The sequence below is a fragment of the Pseudomonas sp. LB3P58 genome, assembly GCF_054897895.1.
In genome coordinates this window covers 4,639,462-4,658,848 of the sequence record NZ_JBUBVE010000001.1, presented here as the reverse complement: position 1 = coordinate 4,658,848, position 19,387 = coordinate 4,639,462, and the positions used below count along the sequence as shown (strand labels likewise).

Genomic DNA, 19,387 nt, shown 5'->3' with positions numbered 1-19,387 from the left:
GAGTATGCGCGCGCAAAACGGGCTTGAGCCTTTCGCACTTCGTTGTCGCGTTTATTACGAGGACACCGATGCGGGCGGCATCGTGTATTACGTTAATTACCTCAAGTTTATGGAACGGGCTCGAACCGAGCGGCTCCGGGAGCTGGGCTTTGCCCAATCCCAGCTGGCAGGTGAGGACCTGTTGTTCGTCGTGCATTCCAGCGAAGCGCGTTACCACGCGCCGGCGCGACTGGACGACGAGCTGCTGGTAAGCGCTGAAGTAATCGAATTGAACCGTGTCAGCCTGCGCTTTAAACAGCAGGTCAGGCGAGCCACGGATAATGCGCTGCTCTGCGAAGGGCAGTTTTTGGTGGCCTGTGTGCGCACTAACAGTTTGAAACCCCGGGCCATTCCCGAAGCTCTACGTGCGGCCTTTGCCGACGTGAGCGGCGCGGGTACACACTCAAAGCAGGAGATAAAGCGTGGAAGCTAACGTCGTCGACCATTCCTCCATGTGGAGCCTGGTCAGCAATGCCAGTATCGTGGTGCAACTGGTAATGCTGATCCTGGTAGCCGCATCGGTGACCTCATGGATCATGATCTTTCAGCGCAGCAACCTGCTGCGCGCCGGTCGACGTGCCCTGGAGAGCTTTGAAGAGCGCTTCTGGTCGGGTATCGACCTGTCCAAACTCTACCGTCAGGCCGGCAGCAACCCTGATCCGGATTCGGGCGTAGAGCAGATCTTCCGTGCCGGTTTCAAGGAATTCTCCCGTCTGCGCCAGCAGCCAGGCGTTGACCCGGAAGCGGTCATGGAAGGCGTGGCCCGTGCCATGCGCGTCGCCATTTCCCGCGAAGAAGAAAAGCTCGAGCAGAGCCTGCCGTTCCTCGCGACCGTAGGTTCCGTCAGCCCGTACATCGGTCTGTTCGGTACCGTCTGGGGGATCATGAACTCCTTCCGTGGCCTGGCCACTGCCCAGCAAGCGACCCTGGCCACTGTGGCTCCAGGTATCGCCGAGGCACTGATTGCAACCGCGATCGGCTTGTTCGCCGCCATCCCGGCCGTTATTGCTTACAACCGTTTTGCTGCTCGCAGTGAAACCCTGCTGAGCCGTTACTACACCTTCGCCGATGAATTCCAGGCGATCCTGCACCGCAAAGTGCACACCAGCGAAGAATAAGCAGGTAATTTCCAATGGCTTTAATCGCTCGAGCTCGCAAAAAGCGCAAGCCGGTTGCCGAGATGAACGTGGTGCCTTACATCGACGTGATGTTGGTGCTGCTGGTCATCTTCATGGTGACCGCTCCGATGCTCAATCAGGGCGTGAAAGTTGATCTGCCCAAGGTTTCCAGCGAAGCCTTGCCGCAGGACAACAACACCCAGGTCCTGACCATTTCGATCAAGGCTGACAAGACCTACTACTGGAACCTTGGCAGCGAAGTCGACACTGAAAAGCAACAGGACAAGGCCATGACCTTGCCGCAGATGACTGACGCGGTGACCAAAATCATTCGCGCCGGCACTGAAGGTGGCAAGCGTACCCAGGTGTTCATCCGCGGCGACAAGACCGTCGACTACGGTTCCGTCATGGGCGCCATGGGCGGGTTGCAGAAAGCCGGGGTCGGTAATGTTGGCTTGATTACCGAGGCACCCTGATGCAGCAAATGCGAGAGCCGTCCGCCTCGGAAAGCTACTTCTGGCCTAGTGTCTGGGCGCTTGTCTTGCACGTGCTGGTTTTCGGCATGCTGTTTGTCAGTTTCGCCTTCACGCCGGAATTACCGCCGGCCAAGCCTATTGTCCAGGCAACCCTGTACCAACTGAAATCGAAAAGTCGGGCGACCACTCAGACCAATCAGAAGATTGCTGGTGAGGCGCAGAAATCTGCTGCGCGCCAGACCGAAGTCGAACAGATGGAACAGAAGAAGATCGAGCAGGAAGCGATCAAAGCCGCGGAACAAAAGAAGGAAGATGCGGCTCAAAAAGCCGAAGAATCCAAAAAGGCCGACGAGACGAAGAAAGCGGAAGAGGCTAAAAAGGCTGATGAAGCCAAGAAAGCCGATGAAGCGAAGAAGACCGCCGAAGCCAAAAAGGCCGAAGAGAAACAATTGGCTGATATAGCCAAGAAGAAGTCTGAAGAAGAAGCCAAGAAAGCAGCTGAAGAAGAGGCCAAGAAAGCGGCCGCTGAAGAAGCGAAGAAAAAGATCGTCGAAGACGCGAAGAAGAAAGCCGCGGAAGACGCCAAGAAGAAATCTGAAGCTGAAGACGCGAAGAAGAAAGTCGCGGAAGACGCGAAGAAGAAAGCTGCTGCTGATGCTGCGAAGAAAAAATCGCAGGAAGCGTCGCGTAAATCCGCCGAAGACAAAAAGGCTCAGGCCCTGGCAGATTTGCTTTCCGACACGCCGCAGCGTCAGCAGGCCTTGGCGGATGAGCAGGGTGACGAAGTCGCCGGTAGTTTCGATGATCTGATCCGTGCTCGTGCAGCGGAAGGCTGGGCTCGTCCACCTTCGGCCCGTAAAGGCATGACAGTCGTGTTGCAAATCGGCATGTTGCCGGACGGTACGGTGACTTCGGTCAGCGTGGCCAAGTCCAGTGGCGATGGTCCGTTTGACGCTTCGGCTGTAGCAGCGGTGAAGAATATTGGACGTTTGACAGAAATGCAGGGAATGAAGCCGAGCGATTTCGCTCCGTATCGTTCATTCAAGATGACATTCACACCTGAGGATCTAGCCTTGTGAGAAACCTTCTTCGAGGAATGCTTGTCGTTATCTGCTGCATGGCAGGGATAGCGGCAGCCGATGAAAAAAACATTCTGGTCACCAGCGGCAGTGATCGGGCCACCCCGATCGCAGTCGTTCCGTTTGGCAATCAGGGCGGCAGCGTGCTGCCGGACGACATGGCCGAAATCATCGGTAACGACCTGCGCAACTCGGGTTACTACTCGCCGATTCCAAAACAGAACATGATCAGCCAGCCAAGCCAGGCCAGCGAAATCATCTTCCGTGACTTCAAGGCGCTGGGCGCCCAGTACGTCATGGTCGGCAGCATTGCTCCTGCGGGCGGTCGCCTGCAGGTTCAATACGCACTGTTCAACGTCGCCACCGAGCAGCAAGTGCTGACCGGCAGCGTGTCGGGTAGCGTCGAACAACTGCGCGACATGTCGCACTACATTGCGGACCAGTCGTTCGAAAAACTCACCGGTATCAAAGGTGCGTTCTCGACTCGTCTGCTGTACGTGACGGCCGAGCGTTTCTCCGAGAAGAACACTCGCTACACGCTGCAACGTTCGGACTATGACGGTGCCCGTGCCGTGACCCTGCTGCAATCGCGCGAGCCGATCCTGTCGCCGCGTTTCGCACCGGACGGCAAGCGCATCGCTTATGTGTCGTTCGAGCAGAAGCGTCCGCGTATCTTCATGCAGAACATCGACACCGGTCGCCGTGAGCAGATCACCAACTTCGAAGGCCTGAATGGCGCGCCAGCGTGGTCGCCTGATGGCAATCGTCTGGCATTCGTACTGTCGAAAGACGGCAACCCGGACATCTACGTGATGAACCTGGGTTCGCGTCAGATCACTCGCGTCACCAACGGTCCTGGCATCAACACCGAACCGTTCTGGGGTAAGGATGGTTCGACCATCTACTTCACCTCGGACCGTGGCGGCAAGCCGCAGATCTACAAAACCAGCGCAGGCGGTGGTGGTGCGGAACGTGTGACCTTTATCGGTAACTACAACGCCAACCCTAAGCTTTCGGCTGATGAAAAGACCCTGGTGATGATCCATCGTCAGGAAGGTTTCACTAATTTCAAGGTGGCGGCCCAGGATTTGCAGCGCGGAAGCGTAAAAATCCTCACTGATAGCACTCTGGACGAGTCGCCTACTGTTGCGCCCAACGGCACCATGGTAATCTACGCCACCCGCCAGCAGGGCCGGGGAGTCTTGATGCTCGTGTCCATTAATGGACGCGTAAGGCTCCCGCTTCCTACCGCTCAAGGCGAAGTCAGAGAACCTTCCTGGTCCCCTTACCTGAACTGACGCGGCGCTATACGTTGTACTTAACACATTGGGGTTCATTAGGAGTTTTACGATGGAAATGCTGAAGTTTGGTAAATTTGCTGCGCTGGCTCTGGCCATGGCTGTAGCTGTAGGTTGCTCGTCCAAAGGCGGCGACAATGCCGGTGAAGGCGCTGTAGATCCAAACGCTGGTTACGGCGCAAACACTGGTGCAGTTGACGGCTCCCTGAGCGAAGAAGCTGCTCTGCGCGCAATCACCACTTTCTACTTCGAATACGACAGTTCGGACCTGAAGCCAGAAGCCATGCGCGCTCTGGACGTTCACGCCAAGGACCTGAAAGCAAACGGCGCTCGCGTTGTTCTGGAAGGCAACACCGACGAACGTGGTACTCGTGAGTACAACATGGCACTGGGCGAGCGTCGTGCGAAAGCCGTTCAGCGTTACCTGGTACTGCAAGGTGTTTCCCCAGCTCAGCTGGAACTGGTTTCCTACGGCGAAGAGCGTCCAGTTGCTACCGGCAACGACGAGCAGTCCTGGGCTCAAAACCGTCGCGTCGAACTGCGTAAGTAATTCGTCATGCGAACGTGCCGTCGTGCTGTAACTGTTTTGGCTCTCAGCCTCGCACCGCTTGCGGTGTGGGCTGCGGTTCCTGTGGTCGATAACGACTCCGGCTATACCAATAGCGGGACTAGTAATCCGCCTGCAGGTTACGGTACGAACGGCGCCTATGCCGGGGGAGGGGTTTCGGCCCCTGTCTCGGCACAGGGCGAGCTGTTCAACCAACTGCAATCAATGCAGGAGCAGATCTCGCGCCAACAAGGCATCATCGAAGTTCTGCAAAATGATGTAGCGCGCATGAAGCAAGAGAACCTGGAGCGATATCAGGATCTTGATCGGCGCATAGGAACCGGCGTTGCACCAGCCGCGACTCCTGATAATTCTTCCACCGGTGGCAATTTGAATGCCCCCGGTGCAGCAGCGGGTGCAGCCGCAGGAGCGGCAGCCGCTCAGGCACCTGCCGCAGGTAGCGAACCGGCTGATCCGGCGAAGGAAAAACTGTATTACGATGCAGCCTTCGACCTGATCAAGGCCAAGGATTTCGACAAGGCCAGCCAGGCGTTTGCCGCATTCCTGCGCAAGTACCCGAACAGCCAGTACGCGGGCAATGCTCAGTACTGGTTGGGCGAAGTGAATTTGGCCAAAGGCGATCTGCAAGGTGCAGGTCAGGCGTTTGCCAAGGTTTCGCAGCTGTACCCCAAGCACCCTAAAGTGCCTGATTCGCTGTACAAGCTGGCTGATGTAGAGCGTCGCCTTGGTCATCCCGACAAGGTCAAAGGCATTCTGCAACAGGTTGTGTCCCAATATCCGGGCACTTCCGCCGCTCAGCTGGCCCAGCGTGATCTGCAAAAGATGTAAGGCTGCTTGACCTGTTTTGAAGAAACCCGCGCTTGTCGCGGGTTTTTTCGTTAGAATTCACGCCCTTTTTATGAAACACGCTTTTTGGAATCTGCGCGTTGGCGGGGTTCCTTGAAGTGCCTGACGGAGGCGGACAGCCTGTTTAGCTGTTATGCCCGTGGCGACTATGCAAGACACATTGAGAATTACCGAAGTTTTCTACTCGTTGCAGGGTGAAACGCGGACTGCCGGGCTGCCCACTGTTTTTGTGCGCTTGACCGGTTGCCCATTGCGTTGCCAATACTGCGACAGCGCCTACGCATTCACAGGCGGCACCATTCGCCCGCTCGATGACATCCTCGAGCAAGTGGCCGGTTTTCGTCCGCGTTACGTCTGTGTCACCGGCGGTGAGCCGCTGGCACAACCCAACGCTATCCCATTGCTCAAGCAGTTGTGTGACGCCGGTTACGAGGTCTCGCTGGAAACCAGCGGTGCCCTGGATATCTCGGCGGTCGATCCACGGGTCAGTCGCGTCGTCGACCTGAAAACCCCGGGTTCGAAAGAAGCTCACCGCAACCGCTACGAGAACATCGAACTGCTCACGCGCAACGATCAGGTGAAGTTTGTTATCTGCTCGCGGGAAGACTATGACTGGGCCGTGTCCAAGCTGATCCAGTACGGTCTGGATCAGCGCGCCGGCGAAGTCCTGTTCTCGCCCAGTCACCATGACCTGAATGCTCGGGATCTGGCTGACTGGGTGGTGGCGGACAACCTGCCAGTGCGTCTGCAATTGCAGCTGCATAAATATCTTTGGAATGACGAGCCGGGGCGCTGAAATGACTGAACAACTGAACACTACCGAAAAACGTGCGGTCATTCTGCTGTCCGGCGGCCTTGACTCGGCGACCGTCGTGGCGATGGCTCGTGCTGAAGGCTACAGCTGCTACACCATGAGCTTCGATTATGGTCAGCGGTCTCAAGCAGAGTTGCACGCCGCTGCACGTGTTGCCCGTGACCTGGGTGTGGTCGAGCACAAGGTGATCGGTCTCAACCTGAACGGTATGGGCGGCTCGGCACTGACTGACAGCAGCATCGACATTCCGGAAGAGCTGGGGGAGGGCATTCCAGTCACTTACGTGCCGGCGCGCAACACGGTATTTCTGTCGCTGGCGTTGGGCTGGGCTGAAGTGCTCGGTGCCCGCGACATCTTCATCGGTGTCAACGCCGTGGATTACTCCGGTTACCCGGACTGCCGTCCCGAGTTCATCGAGTCCTTCGAGCGCATGGCCAATCTGGCGACCAAGGCTGGTGTAGAGGGGAATGGTTTCCGCATTCAGGCTCCACTGCAGAACCTGAGCAAGGCACAGATCGTCCTGGCAGGCGTGAAGCTGGGTGTTGATTACGGGCTGACTGTTTCCTGCTATCAGGCCGACGATAACGGCCGTGCATGCGGTAAATGCGACAGCTGCCGACTGCGTGCAGAAGGCTTCGCGGCGGCCGGAATCAGCGACCCAACACCTTATTTTTGATTTATTTCAAATTAGGTGTTGAATAGTCCTTAAAAATCAGTATTATACGCGCCACCACACAGCGGGTCGTTAGCTCAGTTGGTAGAGCAGTTGGCTTTTAACCAATTGGTCGTAGGTTCGAATCCCACACGACCCACCATTTTTGTAGCAGTTTTAAAAGTCTGGAAGGCCCACGCAAGTGAGGATTTCCGGATTTTTTTTTGCCCGCGATTTGAGCTTGCCCAGTTCCGGGCTGCGACCCGTGACGCAGGTCAGAATCATCTTTTGCATCAACGGGATATTCTGTAGCCTTGCGCAGCTTCAACGTTGTCCGTGCCTGATGATACTCACTCTCCCGGCGGTACCCTGAAGGGTCCGGAGCCGGGTGTATACTCGACTTTCGCGCGAAAGCGCCTGCAGGTCTTGCGAACATGACGCAGATTTCCGAACGCCTTCTGGTTCAAGCCCACCTCGACGCCAAGCAGCCCAAGCCGCTGACTGCCGAGGAGGAGGCCTATTACCGTGCCGCCATCGCTGCCGAGCTCAAGGCTCAGGATGCGGTGCTGGTTGCTCACTTCTATTGCGATCCGGTTATTCAGGCCCTTGCCGAAGAAACCGGCGGTTGCGTCTCCGACTCGCTGGAGATGGCTCGCTTCGGCAGTGCTCACCCGGCCAAGACCGTGGTGGTCGCCGGTGTGAAGTTCATGGGCGAGACCGCCAAAATCCTCAACCCTGAAAAACGCATCCTGATGCCGACCCTGGAAGCGACCTGCTCGCTGGACCTGGGTTGCCCGGTGGACGAGTTCTCGGCGTTCTGTGATCAGCACCCGGAACGTACCGTGGTGGTGTATGCCAACACGTCGGCGGCGGTCAAAGCCCGGGCGGATTGGGTGGTGACTTCAAGCTGCGCGCTGGAGATCGTTGAAAGCCTGATGGATAACGGCGAAACCATCATCTGGGGCCCGGACAAACACCTGGGCACCTACATCCAGCGCCAGACCGGCGCGGACATGCTGCTGTGGGACGGTGCCTGCATCGTTCACGAAGAGTTCAAGTCCAAGCAGCTCGAAGACATGAAGGCGCTGTACCCGGACGCAGCGATTCTGGTGCACCCGGAGTCGCCGACTTCGGTGATCGAGTTGGCGGATGCCGTCGGCTCCACCAGTCAATTGATTGCGGCAGCGCAGAGCCTGCCAAACAAGACCTTTATCGTCGCCACTGATCGCGGCATCTTCTACAAGATGCAGCAGCTGTGCCCGGACAAGGTCTTCATCGAAGCGCCAACGGCCGGTAACGGCGCAGCATGCCGCAGTTGCGCACATTGCCCGTGGATGGCGATGAATACCCTTGAGCGCACGCTCAAGAGCTTGAAGGAGGGGGCTAACGAGATCTTTGTTGATCCCGCGCTGATTCCGCAAGCGATTCGGCCGCTCAAGCGCATGCTCGACTTCACACAGGCAGCGCGGATGAAATTGGCCGGTAACGCCTGATTCGCCGACAGTGAGCCAAAAAAAACGCCCCGATTTGATCGGGGCGTTTTTGCATCTGCTGAATTACTTGGTTTTCTTTGGAATCCGCACGAGCTGGGTATTGGAGTAGATGTCATGCCAGCTGCGTTTCTGTTTGTCGAACAGCGACCAGAAGAAACCCAGCCCGACGCACAGCAAGGACGCGATCGACACCACAAAGCGCAGCAACGCCTGCCACAGGCTGATGGATGAGCCATCGGCGTTTTGCACGCGTATGCACCAGACCTGCATGCCCAGGGTCTGACCGGACCAGGTCCAGAATTTGGCGAAGAAACCGAACAGCACAAACAGCAGCACCGTCGACAGCAATGGATCGCCGTCCAGCGCGCCGGCTTCGGTCAGGGTGCGCATTTTGTCTTCGCCGATGATCGCCATCTGGATCATCTTGTAAATGCCGCTGGTGACGATCAGCAGGGCGGTACACAACAGGAAGTCGTAGAACATCGCTGCCAGGCGACGACCCAGGGTGGCGACGGGAAAGTCGCCCTGGGGTTTGAGCAGGTGTTTCGACATGGCAGCCTCTGGGCGGAAAAAAGAAGCCATTTTACGGATTTACGCGCACAAAAAAGCCCCTGATGTCAGCATCAGGGGCTTTTTCGTTACAGAAGGTTAGGCTTCTGCTTGTACTTCGTCAGCCTGCATGCCTTTCTGGCCTTGCACAGCAACGAAAGTCACTTTCTGGCCTTCTTTCAGGCTCTTGAAGCCGTTGCCCTGAATAGCGCGGAAATGCACGAACAGATCCGGACCGCTTTCTGGAGTGATAAAACCAAAACCTTTCTCGTCGTTAAACCACTTGACGGTACCGCTCTGACGTTGGGACATTTCTTATTTCCTTTGACGCAAAAATTAATGACAGCCTCCTTCTTGTGAAAGAGTACTGGGGCTGGTTGCAGGAGAGTAAGAAGACGTCGAACGGGATGTAGCTAACTTGTAGGCTACTGCCCAGGTCACGATCCCAAGCGACCCATGCAAACACAGTGAACAAACTCTACGCCAACTACGGGAGAAAAAACAAGCCCTGTGGAGGGCCCGGATTTGCTCGCGCCGGGGCGTTTATGCCGCAACTAGTGTTGGCTTATGCAATCGTCTTGTTCAATTGTTTTCGATCGTTATAAGCAAAGTTCATAAACGAAGCTTGCAGGTAAAGTGATGCACTGTTTTATGGCGGTTGCGTTACACATTAGTGCGCTGTTAACGCAACCGCGTTACTTATAGAAACAGTCAATCAGCCGCGGTAGTAGCGTTGTGGAACAAATGGCATTTTGCTTACAAGCAAAGGCACCTTTTTCCCACGAACAATCGCCCATACCGGCGTATCGAGAGCGATATAAGCACTGTCGACGTAACCCATCGCCAAAGGGCCGCCCAGGGTCGGACCGAAGCCACCGCTGCAAACCGCACCAATGATGTCGCCTGCTTCATTGACGATCTCTGCACCTTCGCGCACTGGCGTGCGTTCCTGAGGCAGCAGGCCAACGCGTTTGCGGCTGACACCGGCTTGTTGCTGTCCAAACACGGTTTCAGCGCCAGGGAAGCCGCCAGCACGTGCGCCATCAGCGCGACGAGGCTTGGAGATAGCCCACAGCAGGCTCGCTTCGATCGGGGTGGTCTCGGTGTTCATGTCGTGGCCGTAGAGGCACAGACCGGCTTCCAGGCGCAGGGAGTCGCGAGCGCCAAGGCCGATGGCCGCCACTTCAGGTTCGGCCAGCAGGGCGCGAGCCAGGGCTTCGGTGTTGGCGGCCGGCACGGAAATTTCGTAACCGTCTTCACCGGTGTAGCCCGAACGGCTGACAAAGCAGTCCACACCCAGCAGTTTTACGCGGGCGAACTGCATGAAGGTCATCTTCGCCACTTCAGGCGCCAGGCGCGCGAGCACGGTAACGGCGGCCGGACCTTGCAGCGCCAGCAGAGCGCGTTCTTCAAACAACGGCTCGATGGTGCACTGGTCGCCGATGTGTTTGCGCAGATGCGCCAAGTCCTGGTCCTTGCAGGCGGCGTTGACCACCAGGAACAGTTCGTCGTTACCCAGGTTGGCGACCATCAGGTCGTCGAGGATGCCGCCGGTCTCGTTGGTGAACATCGCGTAGCGCTGCGTGCCCACTGGCAGGTCGATGATGTCGACTGGCACCAGGGTTTCCAGCGCCTTGGCGGCATTGGCGCCGGTCAAGCGGATCTGGCCCATGTGCGAGACATCGAACAGCCCGGCCTGATCGCGGGTGTGCTGGTGTTCTTTCATCACGCCCAACGGGTATTGCACCGGCATGTCGTAGCCGGCAAACGGCACCATGCGGGCGCCGAGTTCGATGTGCAGTGCGTGCAGCGGGGTTTTCGACAATTGTTCGGTGGACATATTCAGCTCCTGAAAAAGTGTGCAAATGCGCGTGAGCATCAGCACTCGATAATGTTGACCGCCAAACCGCCACGGGCGGTTTCCTTGTATTTGCTTTTCATGTCGGCGCCGGTCTGGCGCATGGTGCGGATGACTTTGTCGAGGGAGACGAAGTGCTGACCGTCGCCGCGCAAGGCCATGCGTACCGCGTTGATGGCTTTCACCGAGCCCATGGCGTTGCGCTCGATGCAAGGCACTTGCACCAGCCCGCCAATCGGGTCACAGGTCAGGCCGAGGTTGTGTTCCATGCCGATTTCGGCGGCGTTTTCCACTTGCTGCACGGTGCCGCCGAGGACTTCGCACAGGGCACCGGCGGCCATGGAGCAAGCCACGCCAACCTCACCCTGACAGCCGACTTCTGCGCCGGAGATCGAGGCGTTTTCTTTATAGAGAATGCCGATCGCGGCCGCGGTCAGCAGAAAACGCACGACGCCGTCTTCGTTGGCGCCGGGGATGAAGCGCATGTAGTAATGCAAAACAGCGGGGACGATCCCTGCCGCACCGTTGGTAGGCGCCGTCACCACGCGCCCGCCGTTGGCGTTTTCTTCGTTGACCGCCAAGGCGTAGAGGTTGACCCAGTCCAGCACCGACAGCGGATCGCGCAGGGACGATTCCGGGTTCTTGCACAGTTGCCGATGCAGGGCTGCCGCCCGACGTTTGACCTTCAAACCACCGGGCAGGATGCCTTCGTTACGGCAACCGGCAGCGACGCAGTCCTGCATCACTTGCCAGATTTTCAGCAGACCGGCGCGAGTTTCCGCTTCCGGGCGCCAGGCACTTTCGTTGGTCAGCATCACCTGGCTGATCGACAGACCATAGGTGGCGCAGTGACCGAGCAGGTCCTTGGCGCTTTTGAACGGGAAGGTCAGTGGCGTGGCGTCTTCGACGATACGGTCAGCGCCGGCGGCGTCTTCATCGACCACAAAACCACCGCCGACCGAGTAGTACTCGCGGCTGCGGATTTGTATGCCTGCGGCATCGAAGGCGCGAAAGATCATGCCGTTGGGGTGATAGGCCAACGGTTTGCGGATCATCGCCAAATGTTCTTTCTCATTGAACGCAATGCTGTGTTCGCCGAGCAGGTTCAAGCGACCGTTGCCACGAATCTCTTGCAGACGGGCGGCGACGGTTTCGGTGTTCACGGTGTCTGGGTGTTCACCTTCCAGGCCCAGCAACACAGCCTTGTCGCTGCCGTGGCCTTTACCGGTGGCGCCGAGAGATCCGTAGAGCTCGACTTTGACGCAGGTGGTCGCGGCCAGCAGCCCTTCACGACGCAGACCTTCAGCGAAACGTGCCGCAGCACGCATCGGGCCGACGGTGTGGGAACTGGAGGGGCCGATGCCAATCTTGAACAGGTCGAACACGCTTAAAGACATGGTTGTTCTCCGGTTTCTTGTTATAGGAATTCACGGAATCTGGTGCTAGGCGCAGATCCCCTGTGGGAGCGAGCCTGCTCGCGAAAGCGGTGGATCAGTCGCCATCAATGTTGCCTGACACACTGCTTTCGCGAGCAGGCTCGCTCCCACAAGGGGGTATGCGGTGTTCTTGAGTGAGGCGAGTAAACCCGCCCCCCCATTGGTTTAAGCGTAGCTTTCGATCGACGGGCAGGCGCAGATCAGGTTGCGGTCGCCAAACACGTTGTCGACGCGACCGACCGGTGGCCAGTACTTGCCTTCGATCAGCGACGCAACCGGATACACCGCTTGCTCACGGCTGTACGGATGCGTCCACTCGCCGACGATTTCCGCCGCGGTGTGCGGGGCGTTTTTCAGCGGGTTGTCGTCCTTGTCCAGGGTGCCGTTTTCCACCGCGCGGATTTCTTCGCGGATGCGGATCATGGCGTCGCAGAAACGGTCCAGTTCTTCCTTGGATTCGCTTTCGGTCGGTTCGATCATCAGCGTGCCGGCGACCGGGAACGACATGGTCGGGGCGTGGAAACCGAAGTCGATCAGGCGCTTGGCAACGTCATCGACGCTGATGCCGCTGCTGTCTTTCAGCGGACGCAGATCGAGGATGCATTCGTGCGCCACCAGGCCGTTGCTGCCGGTGTACAGCACCGGGTAATGCTCTTCGAGGCGACGGGAAATGTAGTTGGCGTTGAGGATCGCCAGTTGCGAAGCACGCTTGAGGCCGGCGCCACCCATCATCCGAATGTACATCCAGGTGATCGGCAAAATGCTCGCGCTGCCGAACGGTGCCGCGCAGACCGCGCCTTCCTTGCGCTCCATGGTGCCGTGACCCGGCAGGAACGGCGTCAGGTGCGACTTGACGCCAATCGGGCCGACGCCCGGGCCGCCACCGCCGTGCGGGATGCAGAAGGTTTTGTGCAGGTTCAGGTGCGATACGTCGCCGCCGAACTTGCCCGGGGCGCAGAGGCCGACCATCGCGTTCATGTTGGCGCCGTCGATGTACACCTGGCCGCCGTGGTCATGAATGATGCCGCAGATTTCGCGGATGCCTTCTTCGAACACGCCGTGGGTCGACGGGTAGGTGATCATCAATGCCGCGAGGTGCTCGCGGTGCTCGATGGCCTTGGCGCGCAGGTCTTCGATGTCGACGTTGCCGCGGGCATCGCAGGCGGTCACCACCACGCGCATGCCGGCCATGTTGGCGGTGGCCGGGTTAGTGCCGTGGGCGGACGAGGGGATCAGGCAGATGTCGCGACGGTCTTCGCCACGGCTCTGGTGATAGGCGCGAATCGCCAAGAGGCCGGCGTATTCACCCTGCGAACCGGCGTTCGGTTGCAGGGAGATCGCGTCGTACCCGGTGGCGGCGCAGAGCATCGCTTCCAGTTCGTCGGTCAGCTGCTGGTAACCGGCGCTTTGCGCGGCCGGGGCGAACGGGTGCAGGGCACCGAATTCGGCCCAGGTCACCGGGATCATTTCGCTGGCGGCGTTGAGTTTCATGGTGCAGGAGCCCAGCGGGATCATGGTGCGATCCAGTGCCAGGTCCTTGTCCGCCAGTTTGCGCAGGTAGCGCATCAGCTCGGTTTCCGAGTGATAACGGTTGAACACCGGGTGGCTGAGGATTGGCGATTGGCGCAGCAGGGCGGCCGGGATCGTGCTGACCACTGAAGCGGCGAGGGCGGCGAAGTCCGGCAGGGTTTGGCCGTCGGCCAGCAGCGCCCACAGGGTTTCCACGTCGGCTTGCGAGGTGGTTTCGTCGAGGGACAGGCCCAGACGTTCAGCATCGACCACGCGCAGGTTGATCTGCTGGGTGCGCGCCTGGTCGTGCAGCTTGGCGGTGTTGGCGCCGGTGTTCAGGGTCAGCGTGTCGAAGAAGTTTTCTTGCTCGACCTTCAGGCCCAATGCGCTCAAGCCTGTAGCCAGAATCGCGGTCAGGTGATGCACGCGATTGGCGATCTGCGTCAGGCCTTTCGGGCCGTGGTACACGGCGTACATGCTGGCGATGTTGGCCAGCAAGACCTGCGCGGTGCAGATGTTGCTGGTGGCCTTCTCGCGGCGGATGTGTTGCTCGCGGGTCTGCATCGCCAGGCGCAGGGCCGGCTTGCCGAAACGGTCCACGGAGACGCCGACCAGACGGCCCGGCATGTCACGCTTGAACGCATCCTTGGTGGAGAAATACGCCGCGTGCGGGCCACCGAAGCCCAGCGGCACGCCGAAACGTTGCGCGCTGCCGATGGCCACGTCGGCGCCGAATTCGCCCGGCGGGGTGAGCACGGTCAGGGCCAGCAGGTCGGCGGCGACCGCCACCAGCGCGTTGGCGGCGTGGAAGCGTTCGGTCAGTTCGCGGTAATCGAACACGTCACCGTTGCTCGCCGGGTATTGCAGCAGGGCGCCGAAGAATGGCGTCACGTCAGTCAGTTCAAGTTCGTCGCCGACCACCACGTCGATGCCCAACGGCTCGGCACGAGTGCGCAACACGTCGAGGGTTTGCGGGTGGCAATGCACCGAGGCGAAGAACGCGTGGCTGCCCTTGTTCTTGCTCAGGCGTTTGCAGAAGGTCATCGCTTCGGCCGCGGCGGTGGCTTCATCCAGCAGCGAGGCGTTGGCGATCGGCAGGCCGGTGAGGTCGCTGATCAGGGTCTGGAAATTCAGCAGCGCTTCGAGACGGCCCTGGGAAATTTCCGGTTGGTACGGGGTGTAGGCGGTGTACCAGGCCGGGTTTTCCAGCAGGTTGCGCAGGATCGGCGACGGCGTGTGGGTGCCGTAGTAGCCCTGGCCGATGTAGGTCTTGAACAGCTGGTTTTTGCCGGCGATGGACTTGATCAAGGCCAGGGCGTCGGCTTCACTCAGGCCGTCTTCCAGACCGAGGACGCTGGTGCCCTTGATGCTGTCGGGGATGACGCTGGCGCTCAGGGCTTCCAGCGAGTCGAAACCCAGGCTGTTGAGCATGGCTTGCTCGTCGCCGGCGCGCGGGCCGATGTGGCGGGCGATGAATTCGTTGGCAGTGGTGAGATTTACTTGAGTCATGTCAGCGCTCCTCAGGCTTCGGCGTTGGCTTTGATCAGACGGTCGTAGGCGTCTTGATCCAGCAGTTTGGCGACAGCCGATGCATCGGTTGGCTGGAAGCGGAAGAACCAGCCTTCGCCCAGCGGATCTTCGTTGACCAGTTCAGGGCTGCTGTCCAGCGCCGGGTTAACTTCCAGCACTTCACCGTCCAGCGGCATGTACACGCCGCTCGCGGCTTTTACCGATTCCACGGTGGCGGCTTCAGCGCCTTTGTCGTAGGACTGCAGCTCAGGCAGTTGTACGAAAACCACGTCGCCCAGGGCGTTCTGTGCGAAAGCGGTGATGCCGACTGTGACGCTGCCGTCAGCTTCGGTACGCAGCCATTCGTGATCTTCAGTAAAACGCAACTCGCTCATGGAAACTCCTAAGGGGGCCAGACTCGTCTGGTGGACGCGATTGAATGCTTGGGCAAAAGCCCTGCTTTATAAGCGGTTACTAAGCAAAATCGCGGCCAATGTTTTTTTATTGTTAAAAATCAATAGCTTATATGTATTCTCGAGATGTAAGGATTTGCTGGCTGTAGCGAAATCGCTACAGCCCAAGGCGGAGAAAAAAGCCTAAGTGGATCAAAGCCTTGCACAGCGGTGATCGGGAGGGGGTGTAGCGATATCGTTCCGCTGTAGCGCTTTCAGTACAGATGGAGGTCGCTTTTAGAAGTGATTTTTTAGGCGGGACACAAAACCTGTGGGAGCGAGCCTGCTCGCGAAAGCGGCCTGATATTCAACATAGATGTCGACTGACACTGCCTCATCGCCGGCAAGCCGGTCTCGCTCCCACAGTGGATTTGTGTTGGCCGGGAGGCGGCATTCAATCAATAGCCTTACGGCTTGTTAGGAATCCCGTACTTGCGCAACCGATGGGCAATCGCCGTGTGGGAGGTTTGTAGGCGGCTGGCCAGTTGGCGGGTCGAGGGATAGCTGACGTAGAGTTTTTCCAGCAGGGTTTTTTCGAACTCTTCCATCGCCTGTTCGAGGCTATCGACGTCGCTGTCACTCTGACGCGCCACGGAGGTGCCTGCGATATCAAGGTCGCCAATATCGACCAGGCTGCTTTCGCAAATCGCAGCGGCGCGGAAGATCACGTTCTGCAATTGCCGCACGTTGCCCGGCCAGCGATTGCCCAGCAGGGCCGGATAAGTGCCGGGCGCCAGGCGACAGACCGGGCGCTGGATCTGCGCGCAGGCTTGCTGCATGAAGTAGCGGGCCAGCAGCAGGATGTCCTGGCCGCGTTCGCGCAGGGGCGGGACTTCGACGTTCAGGACGTTGAGGCGATAGAAGAGGTCTTCGCGGAACGAACCTTCGCTGACCATTTTTTCCAGATCGCGGTGCGTGGCGCTGAGGATCCGCACATTGACCTTCACCTCACGATCCCCGCCCACCCGGCGGAAGCTGCCATCGTTCAAGAATCGCAGCAATTTTGCCTGCAAATACGGCGACATCTCGCCGATCTCATCGAGAAACACCGTGCCCTGGTTGGCCAGTTCCATCAGCCCCGGTTTGCCGCCTCGTTGCGCGCCGGTGAAGGCGCCGGGGGCGTAGCCGAACAGTTCGCTTTCGGCGAGGTTCTCCGGCAATGCCGCGCAGTTCAGCGCCAAAAATGGCGAACTGTACCGAGCGCTGATGGCGTGGCAGGCGCGCGCCACCAGCTCTTTACCGGTGCCGGTTTCGCCCTGGATCAGCAACGGTGCATCGAGGGCCGCAACGCGCTGGGCGCGGGCCTTGAGAGTCCGAATCGCCGGGGACTCGCCGAGCAGCGCATCGAAACCTTCGGCATGGTCGTGGTGCAGCGCCGATAGGCGCTCGCCGATGCGGTTGGGTTGATACAGGGTAAGCAGGGCGCCGGCGTCGGTAATCGGTGTGGCGTCCAGCAGCAACGTCTGGCCGTTGACGGTGACTTCCCGCAGCGGCAGGCGGAAGCCGTTTTCCAGCAGGGCTTCGAGCAGTGCCGGGTCGGCGAACAGGTCGGCGATGCTTTCGCCGTCAGGCTCACGACCGTACAAGGCGATCAGTGCCGGGTTGGCCAGCAGCACCTTGCCGGCACTGTCCAGCGCCAGGACCGGGTCGGTCATGGCTGCGAGCAACGCATCAAGTTGCAGATGCCGACGCTGACCGGGAAGAATGTCGACCACCGTCACCGCTTGCACACCGCGCACGCTGAACAACGCATCGCGCAGCTCTTCGAGGACTTCCGGGCTCAGGGTCGGGGCGTCGATGTAGACGTTGGGCGGAACCATTTCCACTGCATCCAGATTGAGATTGCGCCCACCGAGCAGGGCCAGGACTTCCTGGGTAATGCCGACGCGGTCGATGAAGCTGACGTGGATACGCATGGGGCGTTTTTGGGTTCTGGAGTGCGGAGGGTGGCAAGTATGCCTTGGAGGAGGGCTGGGGTGAAATCTTGAGAAGGGAGTTGGCTGGAAGATCGACCCCTCACCCCAGCCCTCTCCCCAGTGGGGAGAGGGGAAAGGGGGCAGATATTTGTCGCTTTCAAAGCCGGAGTCCAACTTGGACTTTCAGGTCGATGTACATCGAAAGAGCAACTCGGTCAGTCCCCTCGCCCCTTGGGGAGAGGGTTAGGGTGAGGGGCTTCAGATTCGATCCAAGTGCTCAGGTTTGACCGGATCACCGGATTTGACGTGGAGCTGCGCCCGCACATCTTCAAACATGGCGTCGTACTCCTTGTGTATCGAGCCGATACTGGCCTCTTTGGGCATCCCGTACTTCTGCGCGATGCGCGTGGCATGCCGGGCGAAGTCGAACGCCTGATCCTTGGGCAGGAAGAATTCTTCCTTCAGCTCCTTGTCCCCAACCGTGCCATGCATCTTGAACAGCATGCCTTCGCCTTCCTTGGGGTCCTGGGTGACTGCATAGTCGATGCTCAGGCTGTAACTGTAATCTTCCTTGTTCAGCGCGTGGCGCTCGATGTGCAGGTGACCGGGTTCGAACATAGCCATTTAGCGTTTCTCCTTCAAAAAGGCATTGAATCAGGGCAGACCTCAGGCCTGCCCTCGGAGTTTCTTTTATTGATAGCTTATCCGGGTGTCGCCGTGTCCGAGAGTGGACCGATCACCGCGACTTCTCCAGTCTGTCGGGCGAACGTGGTTCATCTTGGTTAGCGTAAATCGGAGGCGATATGAAGGTGCTGCTGGAGTATCAAACTCCCTATGACTGGTCGGCGATGCTGGGGTTTTTGTCGGCGCGGGCGATAGTTGGAATGGAAGCGGTGGTTGACGGCGTTTACTCGCGCAGCATCGGGTTGAACGGTGTTCATGGCATGTTTTCGATCAAGCCCGCAGCGACGGATGCACTTGAAGTGACGCTGGATTTTCCTGATTCAGCGGCGGTGCCAGAGATCATCGCGCGGCTGCGGCGGATGTTTGATCTGGATGCGGACCTGGCATCGATTCATCGGCAACTGGCGGTTGATCCCTTGATGGCGCGGTTGATTGCCGAGCGTGCGGGGTTGCGGGTGCCGGGGGCGTGGGATGGTCTGGAGTTGGCGATTCGTGCGGTGTTGGGGCAGCAGATCAGCGTGGGCGCGGCGATTAAACTGGCGGGGAAACTGGTGGCGCAGTATGGCGAGCCGCTGGCTCCGGCGTTGACCGGCGTGACCCATGTGTTTCCTCAGGCTGCCGCTTTGGCATCAGTGGATTTGGCAACGTTGGGGATGCCGAAAAGCCGTGGTCGAACCCTGTCGGGTGTGGCTCAGGCGTTGCTCGATGATCCTTTACTGTTTGAGCCGGATCGGGAGGGCAGCGTTGCGCGGCTGCTGGCGTTGCACGGGATTGGTGACTGGACGGCGCAATACATTGCCTTGCGGCAGTTGCGCGATCTGGATGCGTTTCCGAGCGGGGATGTGGGGTTGATCAATGCGTTGGCAGCGCTAGAAGGTGAGGCGGTGACGGCTCGGCAGTTGTTGCAGCGCGCTGAAGTCTGGCGGCCTTATCGAGGCTATGCGGCGCAGGTGATTTGGACTTCTTTGACTCGGAGTGATTGATGGGGATGGGATCGGCTTGAAATCGACCCCTCACCCCAGCCCTCCCGAAACGTCGGACCGCCCCAGAGGGAGAGGGGGAAAGGGAGCCGATCTTCATGCTTTTCAAAC

General features: G+C 59.0%; 19 protein-coding genes and 1 tRNA gene. 12 read left to right on the top strand and 8 right to left on the bottom strand.

What is annotated here, in order from left to right:
- Positions 1 to 4: 4 nt before the first annotated feature.
- The 11 genes from ybgC (at position 5) to nadA (ending at position 8,383) form a co-directional block, all read left to right on the top strand.
- Positions 5 to 472 carry a tol-pal system-associated acyl-CoA thioesterase gene (ybgC, locus tag ACYZTZ_RS21670; protein WP_008147372.1) on the top strand — a complete coding sequence of 156 codons (468 nt, stop codon included), beginning with the start codon at positions 5 to 7 and terminating at the stop codon, positions 470 to 472.
- A complete protein-coding gene (gene tolQ, locus ACYZTZ_RS21665; protein WP_046049659.1) occupies positions 462 to 1,157 on the top strand; it encodes a protein TolQ in 696 nt (231 codons plus the stop codon). Before ybgC ends, tolQ begins: the two co-directional genes overlap by 11 nt.
- A 23-nt stretch (positions 1,158 to 1,180) precedes the next feature.
- Positions 1,181 to 1,633 (top strand): protein TolR, encoded by a 453-nt coding sequence (tolR, locus tag ACYZTZ_RS21660; RefSeq protein WP_161807482.1) that lies wholly within the window; start codon positions 1,181 to 1,183, stop codon positions 1,631 to 1,633.
- The gene (tolA, locus tag ACYZTZ_RS21655; RefSeq protein ID WP_046049658.1) at positions 1,633 to 2,712 is read left to right on the top strand and encodes a cell envelope integrity protein TolA; all 1,080 of its coding nucleotides are present in this window, start codon (positions 1,633 to 1,635) and stop codon (positions 2,710 to 2,712) included. Before tolR ends, tolA begins: the two co-directional genes overlap by 1 nt.
- Positions 2,713 to 2,729: 17 nt before the next feature.
- Positions 2,730 to 4,010, top strand: coding sequence for a Tol-Pal system beta propeller repeat protein TolB (gene tolB / locus ACYZTZ_RS21650; protein WP_177338849.1), 1,281 nt, complete (start codon positions 2,730 to 2,732; stop codon positions 4,008 to 4,010).
- A 52-nt stretch (positions 4,011 to 4,062) separates the two neighbouring features.
- Positions 4,063 to 4,560, top strand: coding sequence for a peptidoglycan-associated lipoprotein Pal (gene pal / locus ACYZTZ_RS21645; RefSeq protein WP_003178634.1), 498 nt, complete (start codon positions 4,063 to 4,065; stop codon positions 4,558 to 4,560).
- Positions 4,561 to 4,566: 6 nt separating this feature from the next.
- Positions 4,567 to 5,406: a tol-pal system protein YbgF gene (ybgF, locus tag ACYZTZ_RS21640; RefSeq protein WP_056741404.1), complete on the top strand. Its 840-nt coding sequence runs from the start codon at positions 4,567 to 4,569 to the stop codon at positions 5,404 to 5,406.
- 166 nt (positions 5,407 to 5,572) lie between these two features.
- Positions 5,573 to 6,220, top strand: coding sequence for a 7-carboxy-7-deazaguanine synthase QueE (queE, locus tag ACYZTZ_RS21635; protein WP_046049720.1), 648 nt, complete (start codon positions 5,573 to 5,575; stop codon positions 6,218 to 6,220).
- A 1-nt stretch (position 6,221) separates the two neighbouring features.
- The gene (gene queC / locus ACYZTZ_RS21630; RefSeq protein ID WP_461999659.1) at positions 6,222 to 6,914 is read left to right on the top strand and encodes a 7-cyano-7-deazaguanine synthase QueC; all 693 of its coding nucleotides are present in this window, start codon (positions 6,222 to 6,224) and stop codon (positions 6,912 to 6,914) included.
- A gap of 63 nt (positions 6,915 to 6,977) precedes the next feature.
- Positions 6,978 to 7,053 (top strand) — tRNA-Lys (locus tag ACYZTZ_RS21625).
- A 271-nt stretch (positions 7,054 to 7,324) separates the two neighbouring features.
- Positions 7,325 to 8,383: a quinolinate synthase NadA gene (gene nadA / locus ACYZTZ_RS21620; protein WP_046049655.1), complete on the top strand. Its 1,059-nt coding sequence runs from the start codon at positions 7,325 to 7,327 to the stop codon at positions 8,381 to 8,383.
- Positions 8,384 to 8,446: 63 nt separating this feature from the next.
- Here the strand turns inward: nadA and ACYZTZ_RS21615 are convergent, their stop codons facing one another.
- The 8 genes from ACYZTZ_RS21615 to ACYZTZ_RS21580 all read right to left on the bottom strand — a co-directional run bounded on the left by ACYZTZ_RS21615 (position 8,447) and on the right by ACYZTZ_RS21580 (position 18,236).
- Positions 8,447 to 8,935: an RDD family protein gene (locus ACYZTZ_RS21615; RefSeq protein ID WP_056741405.1), complete on the bottom strand. Its 489-nt coding sequence runs from the start codon at positions 8,933 to 8,935 to the stop codon at positions 8,447 to 8,449.
- Positions 8,936 to 9,031: 96 nt separating this feature from the next.
- Complete coding sequence (locus ACYZTZ_RS21610; RefSeq protein ID WP_003175786.1) at positions 9,032 to 9,244, bottom strand: cold-shock protein; 213 nt, start codon at positions 9,242 to 9,244, stop codon at positions 9,032 to 9,034.
- A 403-nt stretch (positions 9,245 to 9,647) separates the two neighbouring features.
- Complete coding sequence (gene gcvT, locus ACYZTZ_RS21605; protein WP_461999658.1) at positions 9,648 to 10,772, bottom strand: glycine cleavage system aminomethyltransferase GcvT; 1,125 nt, start codon at positions 10,770 to 10,772, stop codon at positions 9,648 to 9,650.
- Positions 10,773 to 10,810: 38 nt separating this feature from the next.
- Positions 10,811 to 12,187 carry an L-serine ammonia-lyase gene (locus tag ACYZTZ_RS21600; RefSeq protein WP_149628458.1) on the bottom strand — a complete coding sequence of 459 codons (1,377 nt, stop codon included), beginning with the start codon at positions 12,185 to 12,187 and terminating at the stop codon, positions 10,811 to 10,813.
- Between the two features lie 204 nt (positions 12,188 to 12,391).
- Complete coding sequence (gene gcvP, locus ACYZTZ_RS21595) at positions 12,392 to 15,244, bottom strand: aminomethyl-transferring glycine dehydrogenase (protein WP_461999657.1); 2,853 nt, start codon at positions 15,242 to 15,244, stop codon at positions 12,392 to 12,394.
- A gap of 11 nt (positions 15,245 to 15,255) precedes the next feature.
- Positions 15,256 to 15,639 (bottom strand): glycine cleavage system protein GcvH, encoded by a 384-nt coding sequence (gene gcvH, locus ACYZTZ_RS21590; protein WP_008027813.1) that lies wholly within the window; start codon positions 15,637 to 15,639, stop codon positions 15,256 to 15,258.
- A 464-nt stretch (positions 15,640 to 16,103) separates the two neighbouring features.
- Positions 16,104 to 17,612, bottom strand: a complete 1,509-nt coding sequence (locus tag ACYZTZ_RS21585) for a sigma-54-dependent transcriptional regulator (protein ID WP_008155836.1) — start codon at positions 17,610 to 17,612, stop codon at positions 16,104 to 16,106.
- A gap of 258 nt (positions 17,613 to 17,870) precedes the next feature.
- Complete coding sequence (locus tag ACYZTZ_RS21580; protein WP_056745460.1) at positions 17,871 to 18,236, bottom strand: DUF5064 family protein; 366 nt, start codon at positions 18,234 to 18,236, stop codon at positions 17,871 to 17,873.
- A gap of 179 nt (positions 18,237 to 18,415) precedes the next feature.
- Between ACYZTZ_RS21580 and ACYZTZ_RS21575 the strand changes: the two genes are divergently transcribed.
- Complete coding sequence (locus ACYZTZ_RS21575; protein ID WP_461999656.1) at positions 18,416 to 19,279, top strand: DNA-3-methyladenine glycosylase family protein; 864 nt, start codon at positions 18,416 to 18,418, stop codon at positions 19,277 to 19,279.
- Positions 19,280 to 19,387 lie beyond the last annotated feature (108 nt).

What these genes read in the sequence shown, in the direction of transcription:
- ybgC (WP_008147372.1), top strand. Translation starts at nt 5, where the DNA reads ATGCGCGCGCAAAACGGGCTTGAGCCTTTCGCACTTCGTTGTCGCGTT.
- tolA (WP_046049658.1), top strand. Translation starts at nt 1,633, where the DNA reads ATGCAGCAAATGCGAGAGCCGTCCGCCTCGGAAAGCTACTTCTGGCCT.
- tolB (WP_177338849.1), top strand. Translation starts at nt 2,730, where the DNA reads ATGCTTGTCGTTATCTGCTGCATGGCAGGGATAGCGGCAGCCGATGAA.
- pal (WP_003178634.1), top strand. Translation starts at nt 4,063, where the DNA reads ATGGAAATGCTGAAGTTTGGTAAATTTGCTGCGCTGGCTCTGGCCATG.
- ybgF (WP_056741404.1), top strand. Translation starts at nt 4,567, where the DNA reads ATGCGAACGTGCCGTCGTGCTGTAACTGTTTTGGCTCTCAGCCTCGCA.
- queE (WP_046049720.1), top strand. Translation starts at nt 5,573, where the DNA reads ATGCAAGACACATTGAGAATTACCGAAGTTTTCTACTCGTTGCAGGGT.
- queC (WP_461999659.1), top strand. Translation starts at nt 6,222, where the DNA reads ATGACTGAACAACTGAACACTACCGAAAAACGTGCGGTCATTCTGCTG.
- nadA (WP_046049655.1), top strand. Translation starts at nt 7,325, where the DNA reads ATGACGCAGATTTCCGAACGCCTTCTGGTTCAAGCCCACCTCGACGCC.
- ACYZTZ_RS21615 (WP_056741405.1), bottom strand. Translation starts at nt 8,935, where the DNA reads ATGTCGAAACACCTGCTCAAACCCCAGGGCGACTTTCCCGTCGCCACC.
- ACYZTZ_RS21610 (WP_003175786.1), bottom strand. Translation starts at nt 9,244, where the DNA reads ATGTCCCAACGTCAGAGCGGTACCGTCAAGTGGTTTAACGACGAGAAA.
- gcvT (WP_461999658.1), bottom strand. Translation starts at nt 10,772, where the DNA reads ATGTCCACCGAACAATTGTCGAAAACCCCGCTGCACGCACTGCACATC.
- ACYZTZ_RS21600 (WP_149628458.1), bottom strand. Translation starts at nt 12,187, where the DNA reads ATGTCTTTAAGCGTGTTCGACCTGTTCAAGATTGGCATCGGCCCCTCC.
- gcvP (WP_461999657.1), bottom strand. Translation starts at nt 15,244, where the DNA reads ATGACTCAAGTAAATCTCACCACTGCCAACGAATTCATCGCCCGCCAC.
- gcvH (WP_008027813.1), bottom strand. Translation starts at nt 15,639, where the DNA reads ATGAGCGAGTTGCGTTTTACTGAAGATCACGAATGGCTGCGTACCGAA.
- ACYZTZ_RS21585 (WP_008155836.1), bottom strand. Translation starts at nt 17,612, where the DNA reads ATGCGTATCCACGTCAGCTTCATCGACCGCGTCGGCATTACCCAGGAA.
- ACYZTZ_RS21580 (WP_056745460.1), bottom strand. Translation starts at nt 18,236, where the DNA reads ATGGCTATGTTCGAACCCGGTCACCTGCACATCGAGCGCCACGCGCTG.
- ACYZTZ_RS21575 (WP_461999656.1), top strand. Translation starts at nt 18,416, where the DNA reads ATGAAGGTGCTGCTGGAGTATCAAACTCCCTATGACTGGTCGGCGATG.